This window comes from Stenotrophomonas maltophilia, from assembly GCF_003970865.1.
Lineage (GTDB): Bacteria > Pseudomonadota > Gammaproteobacteria > Xanthomonadales > Xanthomonadaceae > Stenotrophomonas > Stenotrophomonas maltophilia_AR.
This window is the reverse complement of the sequence record NZ_RXLZ01000013.1, coordinates 57,930-83,416: the sequence shown is the minus strand read 5'-3', so window position 1 is coordinate 83,416 and position 25,487 is coordinate 57,930. Positions and strand designations below refer to the sequence as shown.

Genomic DNA, 25,487 nt, shown 5'->3' with positions numbered 1-25,487 from the left:
AGCTGACTGCCGAGCGCTTCCTGCCCGACCCCTACAGCTCCGACCCGTCGGCGCGACTGTATCGCACCGGTGACCTGGGCCGCTGGTTGCCCGGTGGCGAACTGCAGTACGTGGGCCGCAACGACTTCCAGGTGAAGATTCGTGGCTTCCGGATCGAACTGGCCGAAATCGAGGCCCGCCTGCAGGCGTGTGATGGGGTACGCGAAGCGGTGGTGCTTGCACGCGAGGACAGCCCCGGCGACAAACGCCTGGTCGGCTATGTGATCACAGAGCCGGACTCGGATCCCAGTGCTGCAGAGCTCCGCGACCACCTGCTGTTGCACCTGGCCGACTACATGGTTCCTGCCGCGTTTGTGCGCGTCCACCACTGGCCCTTGACCAGCAACGGCAAGCTCGACCGGGCTGCATTGCCGGCGCCCGACGCCAGCGCCGTGGCCGCTCGCGGCTACGAGGCGCCGGTGGGGGAGACAGAACTGGCCATCGCTGCGGTCTGGCAGGAGGTGCTGGGACTGGAGCAGGTGGGACGCCACGACAACTTCTTCGAACTGGGCGGGCACTCGTTGCTGGTGATCACAGTCATCGAGCAACTGCGTCACCGCGGCCTGTACGCTGATGTCAAGAGTGTCTTCACCTCGCCAACACCTTCGACCCTGGCTCATCTTCTCGGTGACAGGGCGAACGGTGCATTCGTGGTGCCGGAAAACCGCATTCCAGATGCAGCCCTGGCGGATGACAACATGGAGGAATTCCTGATATGAGCGCGATGGACCTGCTGGCAGAGCTCGCCGACCTGGGCATCAAGATCGAGGCAGTTGATGGCCGCTTGGCCCTTCGTGCCCCGCCAGGCACATTGACAGAGGCACTGAAACAGTCACTGAGGTTGAACCGGGACGCGCTGATCGCACACTTGACCCAGCATGGCAGCTCCACACGCTTGCGCGATGCATCGCGTATCACGCCCGACATGCTGCCGCTCGTGAGCCTGAGCCAAGAGGAAATCGACGCGGTAGTCGCCGAAGCAGGCGATGGCCATCATTCCGTCCAGGACATCTACGCATTGGGCCCCTTGCAGCAGGGCATGCTATTCCATCATTTGCTGGACCAGGCGGGCGATGCCTACCTGATGCGCTCGGTCATCGCATTCGACAGTCGCGAGCGGCTGGACAGCTTTGTCGCGGCACTTCAGCGCGTGATCGATCGCCATGACATCCTGCGTACGTCCGTGCACTGGACGGGACTGTCGACACCAGTCCAGGTCGTTCACCGCACCGCCACACTAGGGGTCGAGACGCTGACGGTGGCACCGGACGAGGATGTCTTGCCACAGCTGCTGCGCCGGATCGATCCGCGTAGTACTCGCTTGGACCTGCGTGTGGCACCGCTCTTGCGGGCCTACATCGCCCCGGAAGCAGACGGCACTGGCTGGCTCCTGCTGCTGCTGGATCATCACATCATCAGCGATAACTATTCGCTGCAGTTGCTGATCGATGAGGTGGGCGCCTTGATGCGTGATGAAGGAAGCGCGCTGGACGCAAGCCTGCCGTATCGGAACTTCATCGCACACACCTCAGCCCCTCTTGATGCAGGGCATGAGAGGTTCTTCACTGACATGCTGGGCGACGTGGACGAACCGACCGCTCCGTTTGGTGTTCTTGATGTGCACGCACAGAATGAGAACTTCCACGAGGCACGGCGTACCTTGGACCCGGCTCTGGCCCAGCGCACTCGCGCTTGTGCCCGACGCTTGGGTGTGTCCCCAGCTGTCTTGTTTCATGTCGCCTGGGCGCACGTTGTGGCCCGTTGCAGCGGCCGCGACGATGTCGTCTTCGGTACCGTCCTGGCCGGACGCTGGGGAGCATCGGAGGGCTCCAGCCGTGTAATGGGCATGTTTATCAATACGTTGCCCGTGCGTTTCAGGCTGGGTAACCGCAGCACCGGCGCCGTTGTCCAGCAAGCTGCCAGCACACTGGCCGGGTTACTGGAGCACGAACAGGCTCCCCTTCCGATGGCACAGCGCTGCAGCGCTGTCGAGGCACCGCTGCCTCTGTTCACCACGTTGCTCAACTACCGACACACAGCCATCGCCACCGCGGCACGCGGCAGCCCGGAGGAGGCAGATAGCTGGATGGGTGTGGAGCTTGTACACATAGAGGAGCGCAGCAACTATCCGCTCAGTATGTCGGTGGACGACAACGGCGTGGGCTTCTCTTTAAACGCGCAATGTACTGGCAGCATCGTCGCGGACCGCATCGTGGGCTATCTTGACCGGGCCGTGCAGGGGCTGGTCGATACCCTGGAACTGCAGCCTCAGACACCGGTATGCCAGCTGCCAATGCTCCCGCCATCCGAGCAGCGCGGGATGCTGGTGGCATTCAATCCGGAAGCTCCCGAGGTCGACTCGGACACCCTATTGCATTCCCTGTTCGAACAGGCGGCGGATACAGCCCCTGACCGGGTGGCCGTTATCTGCGGCGACGCATCTCTGAGCTACGCCCAGCTGGAGCAGCGCGCCAACCAGGTCGCGCACTACCTGATCGCTGCCGGTATCGCTGCCGATGGGCGTGTTGCCCTGTGCATGGAGCGCAGCGTGGACATGGTGGTCGGCATGCTCGGCATTTTGAAGGCCGGTGCCGGCTATGTCCCTCTGGATCCGGCGTATCCACCGGAACGGCTGGCCTATTTGATCGGTGATTGCGCGCCGCAGGTGGTGCTTACCCAGCGCGCCTTGGTTGGCATGCTGACCGCATTGGGCACGGACACACATCGTGTGGTCACGCTGGACGATGAATGCCCGATCACTGCTGGACAGCCCACGCAGCGCCCGGAAAAGACCGGGCTATCGGCAGATCATCTGGCGTATGTCATCTACACGTCCGGCTCCACCGGTCAGCCCAAGGGCGTGATGGTCCACCATGCAGGTATCGTCGCCTCCACCCGCGCGCGGATCGCCTACTACCCGGCGGATTCTCGGATGCTGCTGGTTCCGTCTTTTGCGTTTGACAGTTCGGTGGCGATGATCTTCTGGGCGCTCTGCTCCGGCGCAACCCTGGTGGTAGCCCGCCATGACGAGGCGCGTGATCCTGCCGCACTTTCCCGACTGGTGAGCGAGCATCGCATCGAGGCCTGGCTGAGCGTTCCCTCGCTCTACGACGCCGTGTTGACCTACTGCAACGGCGAGGGGCTGGAATCACTTCGATCGGTGATCGTGGCTGGCGAGGCCCTGAGTCACCGCGTGGCCACCCGCCATGCCGAGTGCATGCCGGCTTCCGCCCGAATGTACAACGAGTATGGACCCACTGAAGCGTGTGTCTGGTGCACGGTCGACCTGGTCGACAGCCGGCATCCGGGAAAGAGCATCGGCAAGCCGATCGCTGGCGCCCCCATTTACCTGCTTGACCAATGGGGCGCACCAGTGCCATTGGGGGTCCCCGGCGAGATCCACATAGGGGGCGTACAAGTGGCGCGTGGCTACCTCGAACGCCCTGGATTGACTGCTGAGCGCTTCATCCAGGATCCGTTCTCACCTGGACCCGCCGCGAGGATGTACCGTACGGGCGATCTGGGGGCGTGGCAGGCCGACGGTACGATCGATTATCTCGGCCGCAACGATCACCAGGTGAAGGTCCGCGGCTTCCGCATCGAGCTCGGTGAGATTGAAGTTGCACTGCAGGGTTGCCCTGATGTCCGCGAGGCGGTGGTTCTGCTGCGTGAAGATGAGCCCGGCGACAGGCGGCTGGTTGCTTATTTCATCTCCAGCTCCGGCGATCCGGTCAAGGCCGGCGAGCTTCGCGCTGCGCTGGCACGTTCGCTTGCCGAACACATGCTGCCCAGCGCCTTCGTGCAGCTGCCAGCCTGGCCGCTGACCCCCAACGGGAAGCTTGATCGGCAGGCACTGCCGGCGCCTGAGCGTGCGGTGGCCAGTGTGGAGTTTTTTGATGTGCCGCGTGGGGAGATCGAGGTGACGCTGGCACAGCTGTGGCAGCAGTTGTTGCATGTTGCACAAGTTGGGCGCAATGACCACTTCTTCGACCTTGGCGGTCATTCGCTGCTGGCTATCCAGCTGATCTCGCAGCTGCGCCGATTGCTGGACGTTGAGGTCGCGCTGCGTGAGGTGTTCAACCATCCTACGCTGGCCGATCTTGCTCGTTGCATCGCGCAGGCAGGTCGCTCGGTACAACCGCCACTGCTACAGGTTCCGCGAGACCAGGCGTTGCCGTTGTCCTGGTCCCAGCAGCGGCTATGGTTCCTGGATCGGCTCGACCCTGCGGCCGGAGCCGCCTATCACATTCCCACTGCCATCCGCCTGCGCGGCAGCCTGGACCAGCCGGCGCTGCAGGCCGCGCTGGATCGCATCGTGGCCCGTCACGAAGGCCTTCGCACACGCTTCCGCAACGTGGACGGACGCCCGGAGCAGGTCATCGATACGCCAGACTGCGGCTTCAGCCTGGACGTCCACGACCTTTCCACACTGGACGCAGCCGAGCAGGAAGCGGCCGTGCGGGAGCTGACGGCCGCCGAGGCACAGAAGCGCTTTGCGCTATCCGAGGGCGACCTGATCCGTGGGCGCCTGCTACGCCTGTCCGCGCAGGAGCACGTGCTACTGGTGACCCAGCACCATATCGTCTCCGATGGCTGGTCGCTCGGCGTGCTGGTCCACGAGATATCCACCCTATACAGCGCCTACAGCTCAGGAGGGGAAGATCCGCTACCACCGCTACCGCTGCAGTACGCGGACTACGCTACGTGGCAGCGCAGCTGGTTGCAGGGCGAGGTACTGGAACAGCAGCTCGACTTCTGGCGGACCCACCTCTCCGGCGCACCGGCCCTTCTCACGCTGCCGCTGGACCGCCCGCGGCCGGCGACTCAGAGCTATCGAGGTGGCAATCTGCCCCTGCAGATCACCGCCGAGCGTGTGACCGCGCTGCGGCGCCTCTCCCAGCGGCATGGCACAACCTTGTACATGACCTTGCTGGCGGCGTGGTCCATCGTAGTGTCACGGATCAGTGGCCAATCCGATGTGGTGATCGGCAGCTTGGTCGCCAACCGTCAACGTCCGGAGATCGAGCCGCTGATTGGATTCTTCGTCAACACCTTGGCGTTGCGGGCCCGGTTGGATCCGGATCCCACCGTGGCCGAGCTCCTGGCCCAGCTAAAGGCCACCACGCTTGCGGCCTACGCGAATCAGGACGTGCCGTTTGAACAGGTGGTTGAGGCGCTGAAGCCCGCACGGAGTCTGGCGCACAGCCCGGTTTTCCAGGTGATGCTGTCCCTGGACAACACCCCCAGCGGAGGGGAGCTCAGCCTGTCTGGGCTGACCCTGTCTTCTGTCCCCACCCCGCATGTGACGACGCATTTCGATCTGTCACTCTCATTCGTCGAAAGCGGAGGTCAGCTGCTGGGCGGACTGGAGTATGCCAGCGATCTGTTCGACCCCACTACAGTGCAACGATTGATCGACTATCTGCACACTGTGCTGGACAGCATGGTGCGTGATGACCGCCAGCAGGTGAGCGCGCTTGAACTGCTCCCCGGAAACGAGCGGAATAGTCTGCTGTCGTCGTTCTCCCCGATGCCGTACGACCATGGGGCCCAGGAGTTCCTGCATGCACGTTTCCAGGCGCACGCCGAGCAGCATCCGGAAAGGGTAGCCATCGTCTTCGAAGACACGACACTCAGCTACGGCGAGCTCAATGCTCGCGCCAACCAGTTGGCCCACGCGTTACGGGCCCGCGGCATCGGCCCCGAACAGCGGGTGGCACTGTGCATGGACCGTGGGCCCGAGTTGGTGATCGGAATTGTGGGTATCCTTAAATCCGGCGCGGCATATGTCCCGCTGGAGCCGACCACACCGCCCAAGCGCCTTGCGTTCATGCTGGCGGACAGTGCACCGATGGCTGTCGTGACCCAGTCGCATCTGGTGTCGCGATTCCAGGATGCGCCAGCGCTTCCGCTGGTGGTTGTCGATACCCCAGACATGGTGGGCAGTCAATCCCGCCACAACCCGGTCACGGCAGCATTGGAGCCACAGCATCTTGCATATGTGATCTACACCTCTGGATCCACCGGCCAGCCCAAGGGAGTGATGGTCGAACACAGGCACCTGAGCCGTCTGTTCGCTGCCACGCAGGAGAAATTCACCTTTGGTGCCGATGACGTCTGGACACTGTTCCACTCTTTCGCGTTCGATTTCTCGGTATGGGAGGTCTGGGGTGCATTGCTGCACGGCGGTCGTTTGATCGTAGTACCCACGGAGGTCAGTCGCAGCCCCGCAGAGTTCTATGCACTGCTGGTGGATCAGGGCGTCACCGTTCTCAATCAGACACCCAGCGCTTTCCGGCAGTTGATCGCAGCGGAAGCTGAGAGCGCCGCGATGCATCACCTGCGTTACGTCATCTTCGGCGGCGAAGCGCTCGACCTGCCCATGCTGGCACCGTGGATCGCACGCAATGATCCCGATAAGATCCAGTTGATCAACATGTATGGCATCACGGAAATCACCGTACATGCCACGTTCCGTCGCATCCATGGCAGCGACGTAGATGCCGGGCGGGGCAGCGTGATCGGCGCCCCCCTTTCAGACCTGCGGCTGCTGGTTCTGGATTCGCACCAACAGCTGGTGCCGATAGGTGTGACCGGAGAAATTTACGTGGGTGGTAGCGGCGTGGCGCGTGGCTACCTCAACCGCCCGGAACTGACCGCCGAGCGCTTCCTGCCAGATCCTTACAGCAGCGATCCCTCGGCACGACTCTACCGTACTGGCGATCTGGCCAGCTGGCTGCCCGAGGGAGAGCTTCAATACCGAGGTCGCATTGATTTCCAAGTGAAAATTCGCGGATTCCGTATCGAACTGGGTGAGATCGAAGCACGCCTGCTGGCCTGTAACGGCATCCGTGAAGCCGTGGTGCTAGTACGTGAGGAAGCGGACGGTGACAAACGCTTGGTCGCTTACGTCTTGGCCGAGCCCGGCACGGAACTCGCCTCCGCGACGCTGCGCCAGTCCCTCCTGCGCCACCTAGCGGACTACATGGTTCCCGCCGCTTACGTGCGCGTGGAGCAGTGGCCGCTGACGGCCAACGGCAAACTGGATCGGATGGCTCTTCCGATACCCGAAGCAGATGCGCTTGCGAAGCAAGATCATGAAGCGCCAGTCGGCGAGATCGAGCAGGCCATCGCTGCCATCTGGCAGGATGTGCTTGGCGCCGCGCTGGTCGGTCGTCATGACAACTTCTTCGACCTTGGTGGACATTCCCTTTTGGCGGTGCAGCTGTGCGCCCGGATCAGCGACGCGTTCGCCATCGAGTTCAGCGTCCGCACGCTGTTCGAGCGCCCCGTGCTGGCGGCCCTCGCCGATGCGGTAGTGGGCATCCAGATCGCCCAGTTCCAGGACGAGGACGTGGACAAGCTGGGAAGCATGCTTAGTGACCTGTCACAGCAGGACCTTCGCCGGATGCTCGAAGAGGAAGAACAGAATGAGCATTGAAACAGGGTCGGAGGCTGAGCAGCTGAAGCGCGCGGTACTGCTGCGTGAACTGCAGAAGCGACATGCCCGGCGGCAGGTCGTGGCAGTTCCGGCCGTGATCCCTCGCCGATCCGGGCCGCCGCCGCCGTTGTCCTGGGCGCAGCAGCGACTCTGGTTTCTGGATCAGCTAGACCCGGCAGCAGGTGCTGCTTACCACATCGCCTCGGCAACTCGCTTGCAGGGCGTACTCGACCACACGGCGTTGCAGGCGGCCTTGGACCGGATCGTTGCGCGCCATGAGAGCCTGCGTACGCACTTTGAAAGTGTGGACGGGCAACCCAGGCAAATCATCGCAGCAGGCGGCGTCGGCTTTCCGCTCGATCATCACGACCTGTCAGGTATGGCGGTCGAAGAGCAGGAACTCGCGGTACTGGCAATGGGGTCTGCTGAGGCGCAACGGCGGTTCAACTTGGCGCAGGGACCTTTGGTGCGCGGACAGCTGCTGCGCCTGTCCGAAGATGGGCATGTGCTGCTGATAACCCAGCATCACATCGTGTCCGACGGGTGGTCGCTGGGCATTCTGATGCAGGAACTGGGCACCCTCTATGCTGCCTTCAGTGAAGGGCGGGAAGACCCGCTGCCGCCCCTGACGTTGCAGTATGCCGACTATGCGGTGTGGCAGCGCGGTTGGCTACGCGACGGGGCGTTGCAGCGCCAGCTTGACCACTGGCAGACGCACTTGGCTGGCGCGCCGGTCGCGATCGACTTGCCAACCGATAGGCCGCGACCCGCTGTGCAGCGTTACCGGGGCAACAGCCTGCCACTCCGGATCGGTACCACACTGTTGACCGCACTCAAGCACCTGTCCCGCGAGCACGGAACCACGCTGTTCATGACACTGCTCAGTGCATGGTCAATTGTTCTGTCCCGTTTCGGTGGACAGACAGACCTGGTAATCGGCACCCCGATTGCCAACCGCCAGCGCCCCCAGCTTGCCGGGTTGATAGGCTTTTTCGTCAACACCCTTGCCCTACGGGTGCGACTGGACGGGGATCCGACGGTGGCCGAGCTCCTTGCGCAGATCAGGAGCACTGCGCTGGCAGCCTATGCACACCAGGACGTTCCCTTCGAGCAGGTCGTGGACGCCGTCAAGCCGGTCCGCAGCCTCGCGCATAACCCTCTGTTCCAGGTAATGCTGTCACTGGACAACACCCCGGACGGCAGTAATTTCAGTCTTCCGGGGCTTGCGCTGTCGTCATTGCCAATGCCGCAGGTGACCACTCAATTTGAACTGTCGCTGTCCCTTGTGGAACGCGCTGGCGAGCTCTACGGCGGGCTGGATTATGCCTGTGATCTGTTCGAACCGGCGAGCGTCCAGGCCATGGCCGAAGCATTTGAGCATGTCCTGGCGAGCATGGTAACCAATGATCAGCAACGTGTCAGCACGTTGCCCTTGCTGTCCGCTGTGGATCAGCAGGCGTTGGTGCGAGTTCCCGACGCACCAACGCGGTATGTGCAGAACGCTCCTATCCAAGCGGCCTTCGAGGCGCATGCCGCCAGTACTCCGGACGCAGTGGCACTGGTGCACGGCAAGCAGACCCTAAGCTATCGCGAGCTCGACGTCCGCGCCAACCAACTGGCGCACGCACTGCGAGCCCGAGGGGCCGGACCCGAGCAACGCGTGGCATTGTGCATGGATCGCGGCCTGGACCTGGTAGTGGGGGTGCTTGGAATCCTCAAGTCCGGCGCCGCCTACGTACCGATGGACCCTTCGGCTCCGCGCGAACGCTTGGCGTTCATGCTCGCCGACAGTGCGCCGATGGCATTGGTGACCGACTCGGTCGTGGCCGAACAACTCCCCTCATTCTCCCAGGTGCCGTTGCTGCTGCTTGATGAATTGGATGTACTACGCGGTCAGCCGGTGGACAAGCCGTCCATGGCAGGGTTCCACCCTCAACATCTGGCCTATGTGATTTACACATCCGGTTCGACCGGTCAGCCCAAGGGCGTCATGGTCGAGCATGGTCACGTCACACGATTGTTCGAGGCAACGCGTGACGCGTTCCAATTCGGCCCGGACGAAGTGTGGACACTGTTCCATTCCATCGCATTCGACTTCTCGGTGTGGGAACTATGGGGTGCGCTGCTGTACGGCGGGCGCCTTGTGGTGGTGCCGACCGACATCAGCCGCAGCCCTGGTGAGTTCCACGCGCTGCTGGTAGAGCAGGGCGTCACGGTGCTGAACCAAACGCCCAGTGCGTTTCGTCAGCTGATCGCAGCAGAGGCCGGCAGCACGCTGCGCCACCGGCTGCGTCATGTGATTTTTGGCGGCGAGGCGCTTGACCTCTCCATGCTGGCACCTTGGATCCTCCGTAACGACCCTGACCGCACCCGGTTGGTCAACATGTATGGCATTACGGAAATCACAGTGCATGCCACGTTCCGTCGCATCGAACGCGCCGATGTGGAAGCGGGGCGGGGCAGCCTGATTGGAACTCCGTTGCGTGACTTGCGCATCCTCGTGCTCGATGCGCATCAACAGCCAGTGCCAGTCGGTGTCTGCGGAGAGCTGTATGTGGGCGGGGCCGGGGTTGCGCGTGGTTACCTCAACCGCCCGGAACTGACTGACGAACGTTTCCTTCCCGATCCGTATGACAGCGATCCATCGGCACGGCTGTACCGCACCGGCGATCTTGGCCGCAGGCTGCCAGATGGCGATCTTCAGTACTTGGGCCGCAACGATTTCCAGGTAAAGATCCGAGGCTTCCGCATCGAGCTTGGGGAGATCGAAGCCTGCCTGCAGGCCTGCGACGGGGTGCGCGAGGCCGTGGTGCATGCGCGGGAGGACACGCCGGGCGACAAGCGTCTGGTGGGCTATCTGATCGCAGAGGCAGGCGGGAATCCTTCCGCGGCAGCGCTGCGTGAGGCACTGCGCCATCACCTGGCCGAGTACATGATCCCGACTGCATTCGTGCGCGTAGAGGAATGGCCTCTGACGGGCAACGGTAAACTCGACCGCCATGCGCTGCCCGCTCCAGACGCCACCGCCATTGCGACGCACCGATACCAAGCCCCCGTCAACGAGGTGGAGCAGGTCATCGCATCAATCTGGCAGGACGTGCTCGGGATCGAAAGGGTAGGTCGGCATGACAATTTCTTCGAGCTGGGCGGCGACTCCATCCGCACTATCGCCGTGGTCGCCAAGGCCAAGAAACTCGGCCTGTCGCTTAGCGTCGCGCAGGTGTTCCGCAGCGCGAGCGTGGCCCAGTTGGCCAAGGTCACCGTTAGCCAGCGACCAATTTCCGCCGTCGACACCACCACGGATGCAGTACTTGCGGGGGATCCATCGCTCGAAGCACGCTACCCCATGACAATGCTGCAGAAGGGGATGCTGTTCGATGCCCAGGCTCAATCTGATCGCGGCGTCTACCACGACGTTTTCAGCCTGGAGTTGCAGCTCCCGCGCTGGGATGAGCCCCTGATGCGGGAAACGTTGCAGGTCATGGCCCGCCGCCACCCCGTACTGCGCACCGCATTCGTTTTCGATTCGGAGGGCGAGCCGATGCAAACGGTATGGAAGAAAGCCAATGTACCTCTGCAGGTCATGGACCTATCCGGTTTCGACCGCATTGAACAGGACGTGCAGATCCAGAACTTCCTGGAGGCCGAGAAGCGAAACGACTTCGACGAGTCGCAGGCCCCGCTCCTCCGGATTTTCGTCCACTTACGTGGTGGATCGCTGCAATACACGCTCAGCTTCCACCACGCCATTCTCGATGGCTGGAGCGTGTCACTGCTACAGGCCGAGCTTTTCGGTGGGTACCTCGCGCGGCTGGGCGCGCCCGGACCGGGGCTGTTGCTGGCCCCACTAAACACCCATCCAGGGCACGCCGCCGCCGCAGAAAAGCAGGCACTGACCTCGGAGACGCAACGCGCCTTCTGGAGGAAGCACCTCGGCGGGTACACTCCTTGCCCCATGCCAACCGGTATGGGCACGGAGTGGGATGACGTTGCAGACTTCAGCGGCACGCTGAAGGACATGGTCCCCGTCGATCAGCTGAGGGGGCTGCAGGGATTGGCGGATCGCCTGTGCGTACCGGTACGCACGGTGCTGCTGTGTGCTCACATGAGCGTGCTTTCGCTGATCTGCAACACGGACGATGTGATCACGGGACTGGTATGCAATGTTCGCCCGGAAGCCGAGGATGGCGACAAGGTGCTGGGCCTGTTCCTCAACACACTTCCATTGCGCGTCACACGCACGCACAGCAGTTGGGAACAGGCGATCCTGCAGACATTCGAGCGTGAACTCGACGTCATAGAGCATCGCTTCCATCCATATTTCGCCCTTTACGCGGAAAACGGCCGCGTTGCACATTTCGAATCCACATTCAATTACGTACATTTCCATGCGTACGACCAGCTCGCCGGCACTTCAGGTGTAACAATTCTGGGCAACCACAGCCACGAGGCTACCGGCTACCCGCTGTCTGCTACGTTCAGCCAGTCGCAAGATCAGATTGCGTTCCAGCTCAAAGTTGATCCACAGCGCATCGGAGCCCGCCATGCGGCGCGTATCCTCGGCTATTACAAGGCCGCGTTGAGTGGGATGCTTGCGGATCCAGCGGCGCCTGCGTTGTCGGCAAGCCTCATATCAGCCGATGAGCGCGAGGCGGTAGTGCACACGTTCAACGACACGTCCCGGCCCCGAGCGGCATCCGCGTTGATCCACCAGCAGTTCGAGCAGCAGGTCCTGCTGCAGCCGAATGCCGATGCCGTGGAAGAGGGTGGCACTGTGCTCAGCTATAGCGAACTGAACCGACGCGCCAACCAGGTTGCACACGTGCTGGCAGCATTCGGTATTGGACCGGACGACCGTGTAGCGCTGGGCGCCGAACGCAGTATCAGCACAATGGTAGGTCTACTGGGCATCCTCAAGGCGGGCGCCGCCTATGTTCCGGTGGATCCGGCAATGCCCCCTGAGCGCATTCGCCACATTCTGGACGACAGCGGCGCACTTGCGCTGGTAAGCACCTGCGCTCAGGCGCCCTGTTTGCAGGCGGTCGCCGGCGAATTGCCGGTTCTGGGTATTGATGGGCCGCAGGTCACCCACGCGCTCGACACGCCGATATCGGTAGCGGGCCTGAGTGATCGTCATCTGGCCTACGTCATTTATACGTCAGGGTCCACAGGCTTGCCCAAGGGCGTGATGGTGGAGCATCACAGTGTTATCAACCTATGGATGGCGCTTCAGGAGTCCATCTTTGCGCCGTATCCGCCCGGTGCCCGAATCGGCTTGAACGCTTCCGTGGCCTTTGACGCATCACTGAAGTCCATCACACAACTGATGTCGGGCCATTGCGTGATCATGGTGCCTGAAGAGGTGCGTTTCTCCGGCGAGGGCATGCTCGATTTCCTACGGACCGCGCGCCTTGACGTACTGGACGGCACTCCCGTGCAGTTGGCCATGTGGTTCCAGGCTGGCCTTTCAACTGCTCAGCTGTGCGCATCGATGACATTCATAATCGGTGGCGATGCTGTCAGCGCGGAGCTGTGGACCGCAATGCGGGCACTGCCGGGTACGCGCTTCTTCAATGTGTATGGCCCCACCGAATGCACCGTGGACGCCACCATTGCCGACGTTCGTGCAGGTGCGCCTCGCCCGCATATCGGGAAGCCGGTCGCCAACGGCACCATCCAGATCTTGGATGCACATGGTGCGCCGTGCCCGATCGGCGTCTACGGGGAGCTGTTCGTTGGCGGCACCCCGGTCAGTCGAGGCTATCTGCATCGTCCGGCGCTATCGGCGGAACACTTCCTCCCAGATCCGAACAGCCCCCATACTGGCGCCCGCCGCTACCGAACCGGCGATCTGGCACGCTGGTTGCCGGACGGCACGATCGAATACAAGGGGCGCAACGACTTCCAGATCAAGATCCGCGGTTTCCGCGTTGAACTGGGCGAAATTGAGTCTCGGTTGCGCACCATGCCCGGCGTGCGCGACGCCGTGGTTGTCGCCCACGAAGATGCCGGAGAGGGACGGCAACTGTGCGCCTACGTGCTGGGCCACAACGAAGCGATAGGCAGCCCCGCGCACATGCGGGATGCATTGCTGATGAACCTTTCAGACTATATGGTGCCCGCCCTCTATGTGATCCTGCCGCAGTGGCCACTGAATGCAAACGGGAAGCTGGACCGGGCTAGGCTGCCACGTCCGGATGACAGCGCCGTCGCCAGACGCTCCTATACTGCGCCACTCACTGACATGGAGCGAATGCTGGCCGCTATCTGGTGCGAAGTCCTGCTACTCGAGCGTGTGGGCGTTCACGACCCCTTCTTCGCACTCGGTGGTGACTCCATCCGCGCCGTGCAGGTGGTACAGGCGGTCCGCCGCCGTGGCATTGCCCTCACAGTAGTGCAGTTGCTCAGGCACCCCACGATCGCGGCGCTTGCGACGTGCATGTCTCCCCCCGCATCGCCACCGAAACCTGTATCAGCCGTGGCAGCGTTGCCGCGCGGTCGATATCGGCTTTCGTCCATGCAGCAGGTCATGGTCATGGGCTACAGGGAGTCGAGAGATGAGGGGGTATATCACTGCCAGCAGTCGTTCCATGTGCAGGATGAAGACCCGGATCCAGATGCCATGGCGCGAGCGTTGCAGGCATTGATCGCCGCTCACCCTGCCATGCGTACCCGCTTCAGCCAGGACGGCGAGGGCATCTGGCAGACTGTGCTGGATCATATGCCCTTCATACTGGAACGTGATGACCTGTCGCACCTCGATGCCGCGGCACAGGAGGTTGCCGTGCTGCGGGTGCTGCGTGAGGACCGGGTCAACCGTTTCGACGCACTTGGCGGTCAGGCGCTGTACCGCTTTCGGTGGTTCACACGCTCCAGCAACAGCTATGAGTTCATGATTTCAATCCACCATGCGATCTGCGATGGCTGGGGCAACATCGTGTTTCTCGGGCAATTGCTGCAGGCATATGAAGCCTGCCGCCGCGGGGCGTCTTTCGCACTGACCGCTCAAGCCAACGTAGCGGGCGAGCTGGTGGCACTGGAGCAGGATACCGAAGCGCAGGGAAGGGCACGCCGCTACTGGAATGCGGTCGAGCGGACACCTACCCTGCGCGCGCGACGCGGCGACCCGGGCGGCGGATCGCTGGAACCCATCGCGCTGCCCATGGATAACCTGCTCGGTGAGCAGGTCAGGGCATACTGCCGAGAAAACGCGGTTCCCCTCAAGGCGCTGTTCGTGACTGCTTACCACCATCTCATGCGGGCGATGACCGGGCAAAAGCGCACTACGGTTGGCGTGGTCATGAACGGTCGCAGTGAAAAACTGTCTGATCCGCTGGGTGCTGTCGGGCTGTTCTGGAACATGGCTCCCGTGGCCGCAGATGAAGGCGACGACTGCGGACGGCTCGCCAGCCGACTGCAGGAAGTGGAGCAGCACGCCCGTGCCGACCTGAGAGTGATGGTTCCTGAAGCTGACACGTTGTTCTTCGGATCGTTCAATTTCGTCGACTTCCATCACTCACGCCAGCTCGAAGCCCAGCCACGAGGTGTCAATATCAAGCGGATCCATGCGTTCGACCGGTTCCACTATCCGCTCAACCTGACCATGGCAATGAGCCAGGCCGATGCCTCAGGACTGCTCACCCTCAACTGGAGCGCTGCCTACTTCGATAGATCCGAGATCGAGGCACTCGGCGCACAGTACCTGTCAATTGTCAGGGACATTGTGCGGATAGATGGCACAGCCGCAGGAAGTGTGCAATGAAGGCGCTTACCGCTTACTTGTTCCGGCATTCCCGGCTTGGATTCGTTATCGGCGCAGTCACCGGGGTGGTGAGTGGTCTGGCAGGCGCCAGCCTCGCCGTGCTGATCGGGCATGCGATGACCGGGCAGGGCATGTCGGGCGGATGGCCGTATGCACTCGCCTGCCTGGTGTTCCTGCTTTCCAAGACCGTCTGCGATCTATTGCTGATGCGCTCCGCGCAGGCGACAGTGGTGCGCCTGCGCGAGGACCTGAGCAGATCGCTGCTGAAGGTGCCATTCATCAAGCAACAGGCCATTGGCGCTGCGCGACTCAATGCCATCCTGACCAAGGACACCGACGTCATCGTGTCCGCGTCGGCGCTGATTCCACTGGCATTCTCCAACGGCGTACTTATTCTGATCTGCTTGGGCTACATGGCCATCACGTCCGGCGGCTTGTTCGTGGCGATCGCCGTCCTGCTGGGGGTGGCCATGGCGGCTTACGGGCGTGCCGAGCGTGGTCCGCGCCAAAGCCTGCGACGGGTCCGGGAAGAGTTGGATGCGTTGTATGCCCAGTTTGGCACTCTGGTGGCTGGCGCCAAGGAACTGCAGCTCAATGCCCGTCGCGCCGCGTTCGTGGTCGAAGAGGGCGTCTTGCCGGAGGCACGTCAGGTCAGCGCATCCTACATACAGGCAATGACCGGCTATGTGGTCATCTCCAACGCGGGACTGGCAAGCTTCTACGTCATCATCGGCCTGGTGTTGTTCGGCATCCCCGCGCTGTATCCGGACATGCTGCCAGCCGCTGCGGCCGCCACGGTGATCCTGCTCTACCTGATCCGGCCGGTGGGCGAACTGCTGGCAATACTGCCGCCGCTGCGTCAGGCCAGCATCGCTTTTGCCCGGGTGCAGAGTGTGGGTGCTGAACTGGACGACCATGTGCGGCCGCCGTCCTCCGGCGATGCGCCGCTCGTCATCCATGCACCATTGACGCTGCAACTGCGGCAGGTCGAACGCCGTACCGAAGATGGCTCGACGGCCGCCTTCAATGTGGGGCCCATCAACCTGACTGTACGGTCAGGCGAGATACTGTTTCTCACCGGTGGCAATGGAAGCGGCAAGACAACGCTTGCCATGCTGCTGCTTGGCTTGTATGAACCGGACAAGGGGGCTGTGTTCGTGAACGATCAGCAGGTCACCGCTGACAATGTAGCCGCCTATCGCAATCAGTTTTCAGCCGTCTTCGCCGATTTTCAGCTGTTCGAACATGCCGTCGCCCAGGACGATGCGAAGTTCGATCGGGCTGCTGCCGAGCAGTTGCGCATTCTTCAAATGGAGCACAAGGTCCGGGTTACCAATGGTCGCTTCAGTTCCACTCGCCTCTCCAGCGGACAACGGCGGCGCTTGGCGCTGGTATCAGCATTCCTGGAAGATCGTCCCGCCTACCTGTTTGACGAGTGGGCGGCCGATCAAGACCCGGAGTTCAAACGGATCTTCTACACGCAGATTCTCCAGACGCTCAAGGCCGCCGGCAAGGCTGTCATCGTGATCAGTCACGACGAGACCTACTTCCGCTATGCCGACCGGGTGATCCGCATGGAGGACGGCGCCATCGCGGGAGCGCACGCGCGCCAGTTCGCCGAATCCGAGGGGACGAGCTGATGCTGCGAGTGGGTGGACATTCGCCCTGGTTTGCCCGGCCGCCCCAGAAGGGGGCGCCACGCCGCGTGTTCTGCTTTTCCTTTGCTGGCGGAAATGCCAGCACCTACCGCGGCTGGCAGGCACTCGCGGGGGCGCGCGCCGAGATCTGTGCGATACAGCTGCCCGGCCGCGCAGACCGGCTGCTGGAGCAGCCACTGGAGGCCCTGGCCGATGTTGTAGGTGCGGTGGCCCGGGAGATCAACCTGCTGGACCCGGCACCTTTCGTGGTGTTCGGCCACAGCCTTGGTGCTCTGCTGGCGTTTGAGCTGGCGCGCCTGCTCCAGTCCGCGGGACTGCCGCTACCCGAGCACCTGTTCGTCTCCGCCTGTGATGCACCGCAGCGACGGCGCCCCCTGCGACGTGTGCACGACCTGCCGGCCGACGAGCTCAAAAGTGTACTGCAGAGCTATGCAGCTACGCCGCCAGCGGTACTAGCCAATGACGAACTGATGGAACTGGTACTGCCCGCCGTGCGTGCCGACTTCCGCATGGCGTTCGATTACCGATACCGGAAGGCCGACCTGTTGCGGATTCCCGTCACGGTACTGGCCGGGTGCGACGAACATGACCCCGACGCGCTGGAGGTAACGATGTGGCGCGAGGAAACCCAGCGGGGATTTAAGGTGCACTGGTTCAAGGGAGGGCATTTCTTCATACTCGACCATGACCGGGCAATCGTGGAAAGCGTGCTGGGGGACTGGTCGGCGATGGCACAGTCCCATGCGGTGTCCAAGTGACCCTGCAAACAGATGAGGTGCATTGCTGGTGCTGGCCGCTGGACGACATGCACCAGGCATGCGAACTTGGGTCGCTGCTGTCGGCTGAAGAGCAGCATCGCGCTGCCCGCTTTCACGCGCTCCGCGACAGGGTGGCCTACACCGTCGCGCACGGGCAGCTGCGCAGAATCATCGGAGATTGTCTGCAGCTGCCCCCCGCAGCGCTTCGCTTCGAGCGCGGGCGTCACGGGAAGCCCTGTCTGGTCGGAGACCACCCGGTCCGGTTCAACCTGTCACACGCCACCTCGCATGCCGTGCTGGCCGTTGCCTCCACTGAAGTAGGGGCGGACATTGAATGCATCGCCAGCATCACTGACCCGGGCGCGATGCGTGATTACATCTGTTCGGAGCAGGAGCGGGCCGACCTCCAACGCACGCCCGAATCGCATGCTGCCAGCGCGCTGGCCCGGCTTTGGGTGCGCAAGGAGGCATGGTTGAAGGCCCGTGGCGTAGGCCTGCTGGAGGATCCCAGCAACCAGCACGTAGGCGGAGTCGAGTGGGGTGGCCAATGGCAACCACTTGGCGGTGATGGGGCCGGTGCTGTGTGGTGGGGTGCAGACGTGTCAGCGCCAATCGGGCATATGGCGTCGGTCGTCGTCCAGGGCCGGGCACAAGCGGTGCCGCGGCTGATTACCCATGCAGGCGGTTGTTCGGTGGGTCTGCACGGACCATGATCTCTCGGACTGGGATTTCTCACGCTTCCAGAGCGGAGGCGCGTTCTCGGCGTGCGTTATCACTGAATCTGACGATCATTCCGCCGCCGACGCCCTGGTGGGCAAGGGCGAGCGTCCAGCCGTCGAGCGGATCCGGACTCACCTGAGGACAGGCTGGCGGAACACCGTGAGTAGCTGAAGAGCTGACACAAGTACGTTCTGAGCGTGATCCTGGGCTTCGGAGAGCTGATCGAACTGAAGCAGCGGAACAGCAACTTGACGTCCGGCTTCACGAGGCCCTAGAGACCGCGAAATCTGAGCGGGAAGACTGGACCGAGTTCGTCATATCTGCCGAGCATTGGTGCTCAGCTCAGGGGTCTGAACATAATATACATTATGCGAAATGATGTATCGGGCGACCGCAGCCTTTGCAGGCTCCGCGTGGCAATGGCTGGGCCTCTGGCTCGGCTCTTGCTGACGAAGCAGGTAAATCTGTTACCAAGCGCCAGGTAAAAGTGTTACGCGTTCGAACGCAGCGCCTTTGGAACATGAGCCTTTGCTCATCATCCTACGATCCTATTCCGGCCTGGCATGCCTGGTGCGTCAAGCCAAGATGCAGCCATGCTGCCCGCGCTTGGGCGGGCTCAAGCTGAGGATTCTTTCGAAAGAACTTCAAATGCAGCCATCGCGCCCGCACTTGCACTCCCAAGCGTCAGGTACCATGGCATAGACGCTAAGGCTCAACTTCCGAGACTCCCTCAATGAACGACACTGATCGAGAGATCATGCTGGTTGCCATGGTAATCGTCGGATTTGCGGTCTCATTTGTCTGTTGGGCTGCCTGGCTAGCTCGCAGAACGCGACTTGCGCGGAGTCAGCGGACTGGCCTCCGGCACAAATGAAGCCGGCCCGTTCTTTCGTGTGCCCTGGAGGGCGGCACAGCGCTATTGTTTTGAGCGTCTGCGAGCCGCAGGCGGACGAACTTCTTTGGATCGCTTGAGCGCCACTTCCAGCTGAGCTGGCAAATTTCGAAGCCCTGAAAGTTGCCCCTCAAGCGCGTCACATTTGCCGCGCAGGACATCGGCAGACTGACTGGCCGTGGCGGCCGCTGATTGGGCGGCCTGGATGTCCTGACGCAGCTGCTTCTCAAGGGCCCTGTGTTGTTCGGATGCCTTGCTTTGCTGCACCTGGAGTTCCTTCACCTCCTGGCGGGCTCGATCCACGTCGCCGAGCGCTCGATTCTCGACAGATCTGACGTACTCGGTCCAGTCCTCCCGCTCAGATTTCGCCGTCTCTAGGGCCTCGTGAAGCCGGACGTCGAGTTGCTGTTTCGCTGTCTCGGTTCGGTCGGCTCTTCGACGCTCGAGGTCGCGCTGCTCTGCAAGTTCAGAGATCTGTAGCTGAAGCTGGTCGACCAGGTGCTGTAGCTCTGAAGCTTGGGTAGTTGCAATTCTCTCCCCGGTGATTGCAACGTCACGCTCTGCACGCATTTGCGCCAGCTCTTCAGCCACAAGTCGGGAACTGGCCTCCAGCGCATCACGCTCGGAAGCTAGGGCCCGCTCGGACGACGCAAGCTCTCGACGGGCGGACTCCTGGGCATGCTTGAGGGTTGGCAGGGAATCGTTACGAACACGGCCAGATCTTCGCTAACCGATTGATGGATCGCTGAATTCTACCCTCGGCCGCACGTCCAGGCTCGGCCCTCCCCGGGAAGCTGTGGCACCATTCAATCATGGCCACCACGTACTACTTCTTGGGCACCGAGTGGGCCGATGTAACGGGCAGCGAGCTGGTGAGTCTGGCGCTGGTGAACGAAGGTGGAGACCGCCTTTTCTACGCTGAGCGAGCCAGCCTGCCCGAGGCTCCCACCGACTTCGTTCGTCAAAGCGTCTACCCGCTGCTAGACCGCGGCGACGCAGCCCTGCCGGATGCCGCCCTGACGACCGAGCTGCGCGCCTTCCTCAGCGAGGCCGACGCGCCGGCGGTGATGGCGGATTTCCCGAACGACCTTCAGCTGCTGCGGTATGCCTTGGATGGGTTTGAGCTCCCTGATGCCCAGGTTGCTGCGTGCGGCCCCCGGCCGGCCCCGGTCATGACGCGCATGTCCAAGGAAGGCCTTCCGGGATTGCTGGTGGAAGATTGGTTCGCGGCCCATCCGGAACATAGGGCCAGGCGCCACCATGCCTTGGTGGACGCGCAGGCCTTGCGGATGGCTTGGCTGGTGGCCACCGACCGCATCCCTGCTCCGGCGTGGGCCCACTCCTATCGCCGCGCCCGGGGATAGCGGCATGGCGTCCATCCCCGGTATGCTTGCCCCATGAACCGCCTGTGCCAGCTCGACCCTCGAATACCGGCGTGATCGCATCGATCGATCACGCCCCTGTTGCTCATGTTGGTCAGAGCGCCGGCCTTATACCCCGGTGAGAGCACGCGCCAGATAAGCGCGTACACGTCGGTTCGATTCCGACCAGGGGCACCACCGTCAACGACGGAAGAATGCTTCTACTTGCGCGCCATGACAGCGCTTGTACTTGCTGCCGCTGCCGCACAGGCACGGTGCATGCTCGCGCAATCCCGCACCGAGTGACTGGCCCAGAAAGTCTCTGGCCTGCAGAAGAGGCTGGATTTCATTGGCGGGCACGCTGACCTCGCCATACTGGGATGATCGCTCGCCGCGGTTCATCACCTGGACAATCGCTTCGGACATCTGGATGAAGTGCTTGATCAGCAGGTCATCGCGTAATGGCATGCGGACGTTGTCGATGGCCAGGCCCTCGTAGCGTCTTCGCGGATCCGGCACAAAGAGAATGCGTGTCTCACCTTCAGGCTTTGGCGTGATGTCGACCATTTCCCCTGCGGGACTGACCCACACGGCATGGAATTCTGCCTCAACCAGCACGTGCGGCCATTCCCACAGCTGCCACCCGCACAGCATCTGACCACCGTCGCGCGCGACCTTGGCCTGCACGTTGGGAAAGCACTCGTGCACGATCGCGTCGGCTTCCGGCTGTACATCAAGATAGACCGGCTCTGCGCCGCGCACGACGGATTCGGTCAGGCGCCGCACGGCACGGGTGATTTCCGGGGGTGTGGTGGTTATTCCGCTCATGCCAAAGCTCCTTGTGATCGTTGCGCCGGGTGTTCTCTTCGCAGGCTATGGCGCCGGCGTCTCTTCCGATGAGATCCGCTTGGCGCCTTTGCCGCCGGCACTGGCCGGCTGTAGCTGGGCCAACAGCGGCTCCAAGGTGCTCAGGCGCACGGTTGCGCGCAGCGTTTCCGCCTCGGCCTGCTCGCGTCGTTCGCGCTCCTGGGCCAGCTCGGTTCTGGCTTGTGCGAGGTCTTGCCGAGCGGTGTCCAAACTCTGAGCGTCTTGGCCCCAGCGCACCTGCACCGCCTGGTGTTCGGCCGCCGTCAGGCGCAGCGTATCGAGCTCGCCCTGTTGCGTCTGGATGGTCTGACGCAGCTGCGCCACCTCCTTTTCCAGTCGAGTATGACGCTCCAGCCACTGGCCGTTTTCCCGGTTGAGCTGCACAAGATCATGGTTCTTGGCGGTCAATGCCTCGTTGGCCTGGCGCAGGCCGACCTGTAGTTCCTGCACTTGGTGCTCGTGCCGGCGTTGCTCCTGCTCGCGCTGGTCTTTGACCGATGTGCGGTAGTGCTCAAGGGCTTCCCTGGCATGCTCATGCTTCTGCTCCAGGGAGCGCGCGTGGCTTTCGTGCTCTGCCAGCCGCGCCGTGAGGCCGGCAATGCGCTCCTCCAGCTGGGCCAGTTCGGTGGTGCGGCTGGCCACTTCGCCCCTGGCCACTTCACTCGCCTGGCGTTCTGTCTGTAGCAGCGTCTCGGTGCGCTGAAGCTGCGCGCTGAGATTGCCGGTGTCCTGCCGGGCCTGCTCCAAGGCTTGGGTGCGCTCGTGCAGCTCGGCCTGGAACCGCTCTTGCGCTTGAGCGACCACGGTTTCGGCCTCGGCGTGCAGCCGCTCGGCCAGACGAGCCACCAGGTCCTGCAGGGCGTCGCTGACGGCAATCTTGGCGCCTACGCCTTGCCCGTCCTCCTCTTCCAGCTCCTTCAGGTAGCGGTGGATGGTGGTTTTGGACCCCGTGTTGCCCAGCGCCACGCGGACGGCGTCTACCGAGGGGTTCTTGCCTTCGGCCCGGAGGCTGTCCCGGGCACGTTGCACATCGCTTTTGTACAAGCCAGACCGAGCCATGCGTCCTCTCCGGTTATTTCGTAATGTATTACATACCATGTAATTACGTACTACTCAACGCCAAAGAAGGCCGAGCCAGCGACCCAAACATCAAGCGGGATAATATTGAATTATCCCGCGTAACAGGCGTTTCGGCCATTTCCAGCCGCCAAAACAGTACGAAACCGCCCAAGGGCGGCGATCGCTGGGTAGTATGGCCCAGAGCGGAAGGAAGCCAGCCAGGGCGTAGGCAGGCTCCGCCACCGAGCCCGTTGGCCATCAAAGGACTGTGCATGCCGATCGAACGTATCGTCATCGACAACTTCAAGTCGTTTCGCCATCTGGACCTGCCCCTCAACGCCCACATGAACCTGGTGGTGGGCGACAACGAGGTCGGCAAGTCCACCCTGCTGGAGGCCATCCACGCGGTGGTCACCGGCCAGCTGCATGGGCGCAATCTCGCCTACGAGCTCACGCCCTACCTGTTCCACCAGCCCACGGTGCAGGAGTACTTGGGAGCGCTTGCCGCGGGTACGCCGGCATCGCCACCGCGGATCTCCATCGAAGCGTATCTGGGAGGCGACGCTGCGCTGGCGTCGCTGCGCGGTACCAACAACTCGCTGCGGCTGGATACCGCCGGCATCCGGCTGCTGGTCGAACTCAACGACGATTACCGCGAGGAGTTCAACGCCTACCTGCAGCAGCACCAGGGTGCGGTCAGCCTGCCGGTGGAGTACTACACGGTGCGCTGGTATTCCTTCGCCAACAATGGCGTCACCGCTCGCAGTATTCCGTTCGACTCGACCATCATCGACACGCACGGCATCAAGACGCTGTCCGGTGCCGATCGCTATATCGCCGGCATCATCGAACAGGCCCTGACGCCTGCGCAGCGCGTCTCGCTGTCGTTGAGCTTCCGCCGCATGCGGCAGAGCTTTTCCGAAGAAGCGGATGTAGCGGCAATCAATGCCTACCTCACCGAGCACACCGGGGACATCAGCCACCGGGCACTGACGGTGGGTGTGGACACATCGCCGCGCTCAACGTGGGAAACCAGCTTGTCACCTTACCTGGATGAGCTCCCCTTCACCCAGGCCGGCAAGGGCGAGCAAAGCGCGGTGAAGATGAAACTAGCGATGCACGCGGCCGGCGCGGCCCACGTGCTGCTGATCGAGGAGCCGGAGAACCATCTGTCCTTCTCCAGCATGACCCAGCTGATCGACAAGATTGCGGCCCTCTCCACCGCCCAGCAGGTGATCATCGCCACCCACAGCAGCTTCGTGTTGAACAAGCTGGGCGTGGACAACGTGATCCTGTTCAGCGCGCAGGGCCAGATGAAGTTGGACCAGCTGCCGAGCGATACGCACGACTATTTCATGAAGCTGCCAGGCCACGACACGCTGCGGTTGATCCTGGCCAAGCAGGCGATCCTGGTGGAAGGCCCGTCTGATGAGCTGATCGTGCAGCGTGCCTACAGCGACCACCACGGCGTGGCGCCGATGGCCCATGGCGTGGACATCATCTCGGTCAAGTCGCTGGCATTCAAACGCTTCTTGCAGATTGCGGATCGGCTGAAAATTCAGGCCAAGGTGATCACCGACAACGATGGCGACATCGCGGTTGTACAGGAACGCTATGCCGAGCACCTCACCGCGATCTACTACGATTCCGATGAAAGCGCCCCATCGCTGGAAGAGCAGCTGATCAAAGCCAATTCGCTGGCTGAGCTCAACACCGTGCTGGGCAAGACCTTCGCCGATGAGGTGGCGCTGCTCAAGTACATGAAAGGCCATAAGACCGATACGGCCCTGGCGATCTTCAACAGCCCTCACTCGATCAGGTTCCCGGACTATGTCCAGCGTGCCATCGCCTAACCGGGTACTGCTCTCAGCGGCAGGCTCGGGCAAGACCACGCTGCTGGTCCGGCAGGCCTTGGAGCGACCTGGGCGTCGCATCGCGATTGTCACCTACACGCTGGAAAACCTGGAAGAGATCCGGCGCTCGTTTGAGGTCCACGCCGGCGCGGTCCCCGCGCATGTCACCTTGCACAGCTGGTATGGCTTTCTGCTGCGCGAGTGCATCCGCCCGTACCAGGCGGCACTGTGCCCTGAGCCTCGCATCGAGACCATCCTGTTCGTAGACGGTGTCACCAACAACCGGGCCCCGCGCACCCAGGTGGCGCGCCACTACCTGGCAGGTAACCGGATGTATTCGGACCGGGCCGCCGACTTTGCTGTGCGCTGCGATGAGCTGACCCAAGGTCAGGTCATCGCACGCCTGGCGGCCATGTACGACGAGCTCTACATCGACGAAGTTCAGGACCTGGCCGGCTTTGATCTGGATCTGGTCGAGCGGCTGTTGAAGAGCGATATCGCCATCACGTTGGTGGGTGATACGCGCCAGGCGACGTATGCCACCAACTATGCGCTAAGGCACAGCCAGTATCGCGGGCCCAATCTGGCAGCGCTGTTTCAGATCTGGGAGTCGGACGGCTTATGCCAGCTGGATCACCGCCTCATCAGTCTGCGCTGCGTCCAGGCCCTGTGCGATATGGCTGACACGCTCTATCCGCAGATGCCCCGCACCCAATCAGGCAATGGCGAGGTCACCGGACACGATGGCATCTACCTTGTCGCCCCCGGCGACGTTGCTGCGTACATGCAGGAGTTTGCCCCCACCGTGCTCCGGCATGACCGGCGCCAGGAGTGCGACGGACTACCGGCAGTGAACTTTGGGCAGTGCAAGGGCCGCACCTACAGTCGAGTCCTCATCTTTCCGAACGGGCCGTTGACGCAGTACCTGCGCACGGCCGATCCAGCGCGTATCACCGCGCCACCGAAGTACTACGTGGCCTTCACTCGGGCGCGGCAAAGCGTGGCTTTTGTGTATGCCGGCCCATGTGCGCTGCCGGGTCATCAGGTCTATGCGCCTGCTAGCGCAGACGCATAGAG

Annotated in this window: 12 protein-coding genes and 1 tRNA gene; 10 read left to right on the top strand and 3 right to left on the bottom strand. The window is 62.6% G+C overall.

Translation table 11 applies throughout. The features are described from left to right. The 6 genes from EKL94_RS06490 to EKL94_RS06465 form a co-directional block, all read left to right on the top strand. Positions 1-758, top strand: a 758-nt coding sequence (locus EKL94_RS06490) for an AMP-binding enzyme (protein ID WP_148105798.1), incomplete at its 5' end; no start/stop codon positions are given. Next, positions 755-7,480: a non-ribosomal peptide synthetase gene (locus EKL94_RS06485; RefSeq protein WP_126928452.1), complete on the top strand. Its 6,726-nt coding sequence runs from the start codon at positions 755-757 to the stop codon at positions 7,478-7,480. The genes EKL94_RS06490 and EKL94_RS06485, both read left to right, overlap by 4 nt. Next, positions 7,470-15,242 carry a non-ribosomal peptide synthetase gene (locus EKL94_RS06480; protein ID WP_126928451.1) on the top strand — a complete coding sequence of 2,591 codons (7,773 nt, stop codon included), beginning with the start codon at positions 7,470-7,472 and terminating at the stop codon, positions 15,240-15,242. Before EKL94_RS06485 ends, EKL94_RS06480 begins: the two co-directional genes overlap by 11 nt. Next, entirely contained in the window at positions 15,239-16,882 is a 1,644-nt protein-coding gene (locus tag EKL94_RS06475) for a cyclic peptide export ABC transporter (RefSeq protein WP_126928450.1), read from the top strand. The genes EKL94_RS06480 and EKL94_RS06475 overlap by 4 nt, the downstream gene beginning before the upstream one ends. Positions 16,883-16,947: 65 nt before the next feature. Continuing rightward, positions 16,948-17,658 (top strand): thioesterase II family protein, encoded by a 711-nt coding sequence (locus tag EKL94_RS06470; protein ID WP_185829999.1) that lies wholly within the window; start codon positions 16,948-16,950, stop codon positions 17,656-17,658. Then, the gene (locus tag EKL94_RS06465) at positions 17,655-18,371 is read left to right on the top strand and encodes a 4'-phosphopantetheinyl transferase family protein (RefSeq protein ID WP_126928448.1); all 717 of its coding nucleotides are present in this window, start codon (positions 17,655-17,657) and stop codon (positions 18,369-18,371) included. The genes EKL94_RS06470 and EKL94_RS06465 overlap by 4 nt, the downstream gene beginning before the upstream one ends. 923 nt (positions 18,372-19,294) lie before the next feature. Here EKL94_RS06465 and EKL94_RS06455 read toward each other — a convergent pair. Further along, positions 19,295-19,861: a hypothetical protein gene (locus EKL94_RS06455; RefSeq protein ID WP_260473395.1), complete on the bottom strand. Its 567-nt coding sequence runs from the start codon at positions 19,859-19,861 to the stop codon at positions 19,295-19,297. Between the two features lie 221 nt (positions 19,862-20,082). Here EKL94_RS06455 and EKL94_RS06450 point away from each other — a divergent pair, with 221 nt between their 5' ends. Both EKL94_RS06450 and EKL94_RS06445 read left to right on the top strand, forming a co-directional pair. Beyond that, positions 20,083-20,634, top strand: a complete 552-nt coding sequence (locus EKL94_RS06450; RefSeq protein WP_126928446.1) for a 3'-5' exoribonuclease — start codon at positions 20,083-20,085, stop codon at positions 20,632-20,634. 92 nt (positions 20,635-20,726) lie between these two features. Beyond that, positions 20,727-20,829 (top strand) — tRNA-Ile (locus tag EKL94_RS06445). Positions 20,830-20,832: 3 nt separating this feature from the next. Here the strand turns inward: EKL94_RS06445 and EKL94_RS06440 are convergent. After that, positions 20,833-21,459 carry an SEC-C domain-containing protein gene (locus tag EKL94_RS06440; RefSeq protein ID WP_081029745.1) on the bottom strand — a complete coding sequence of 209 codons (627 nt, stop codon included), beginning with the start codon at positions 21,457-21,459 and terminating at the stop codon, positions 20,833-20,835. A gap of 45 nt (positions 21,460-21,504) precedes the next feature. Further along, the gene (locus tag EKL94_RS06435; protein WP_057681750.1) at positions 21,505-22,557 is read right to left on the bottom strand and encodes a DNA-binding protein; all 1,053 of its coding nucleotides are present in this window, start codon (positions 22,555-22,557) and stop codon (positions 21,505-21,507) included. 272 nt (positions 22,558-22,829) lie between these two features. Here EKL94_RS06435 and EKL94_RS06430 point away from each other — a divergent pair, with 272 nt between their 5' ends. Further along, positions 22,830-24,410 (top strand): ATP-dependent nuclease, encoded by a 1,581-nt coding sequence (locus EKL94_RS06430; protein ID WP_126928445.1) that lies wholly within the window; start codon positions 22,830-22,832, stop codon positions 24,408-24,410. After that, positions 24,388-25,485, top strand: coding sequence for a UvrD-helicase domain-containing protein (locus tag EKL94_RS06425; RefSeq protein WP_126928444.1), 1,098 nt, complete (start codon positions 24,388-24,390; stop codon positions 25,483-25,485). The genes EKL94_RS06430 and EKL94_RS06425 overlap by 23 nt, the downstream gene beginning before the upstream one ends. Positions 25,486-25,487 lie beyond the last annotated feature (2 nt).

Bases quoted from the DNA above. Each gene is read 5' to 3' on its own strand.
- EKL94_RS06485 (WP_126928452.1), top strand. From the start codon at position 755: ATGAGCGCGATGGACCTGCTGGCAGAGCTCGCCGACCTGGGCATCAAG.
- EKL94_RS06480 (WP_126928451.1), top strand. From the start codon at position 7,470: ATGAGCATTGAAACAGGGTCGGAGGCTGAGCAGCTGAAGCGCGCGGTA.
- EKL94_RS06475 (WP_126928450.1), top strand. From the start codon at position 15,239: ATGAAGGCGCTTACCGCTTACTTGTTCCGGCATTCCCGGCTTGGATTC.
- EKL94_RS06450 (WP_126928446.1), top strand. From the start codon at position 20,083: ATGGCCACCACGTACTACTTCTTGGGCACCGAGTGGGCCGATGTAACG.
- EKL94_RS06440 (WP_081029745.1), bottom strand. From the start codon at position 21,459: ATGAGCGGAATAACCACCACACCCCCGGAAATCACCCGTGCCGTGCGG.
- EKL94_RS06435 (WP_057681750.1), bottom strand. From the start codon at position 22,557: ATGGCTCGGTCTGGCTTGTACAAAAGCGATGTGCAACGTGCCCGGGAC.
- EKL94_RS06430 (WP_126928445.1), top strand. From the start codon at position 22,830: ATGCCGATCGAACGTATCGTCATCGACAACTTCAAGTCGTTTCGCCAT.
- EKL94_RS06425 (WP_126928444.1), top strand. From the start codon at position 24,388: ATGTCCAGCGTGCCATCGCCTAACCGGGTACTGCTCTCAGCGGCAGGC.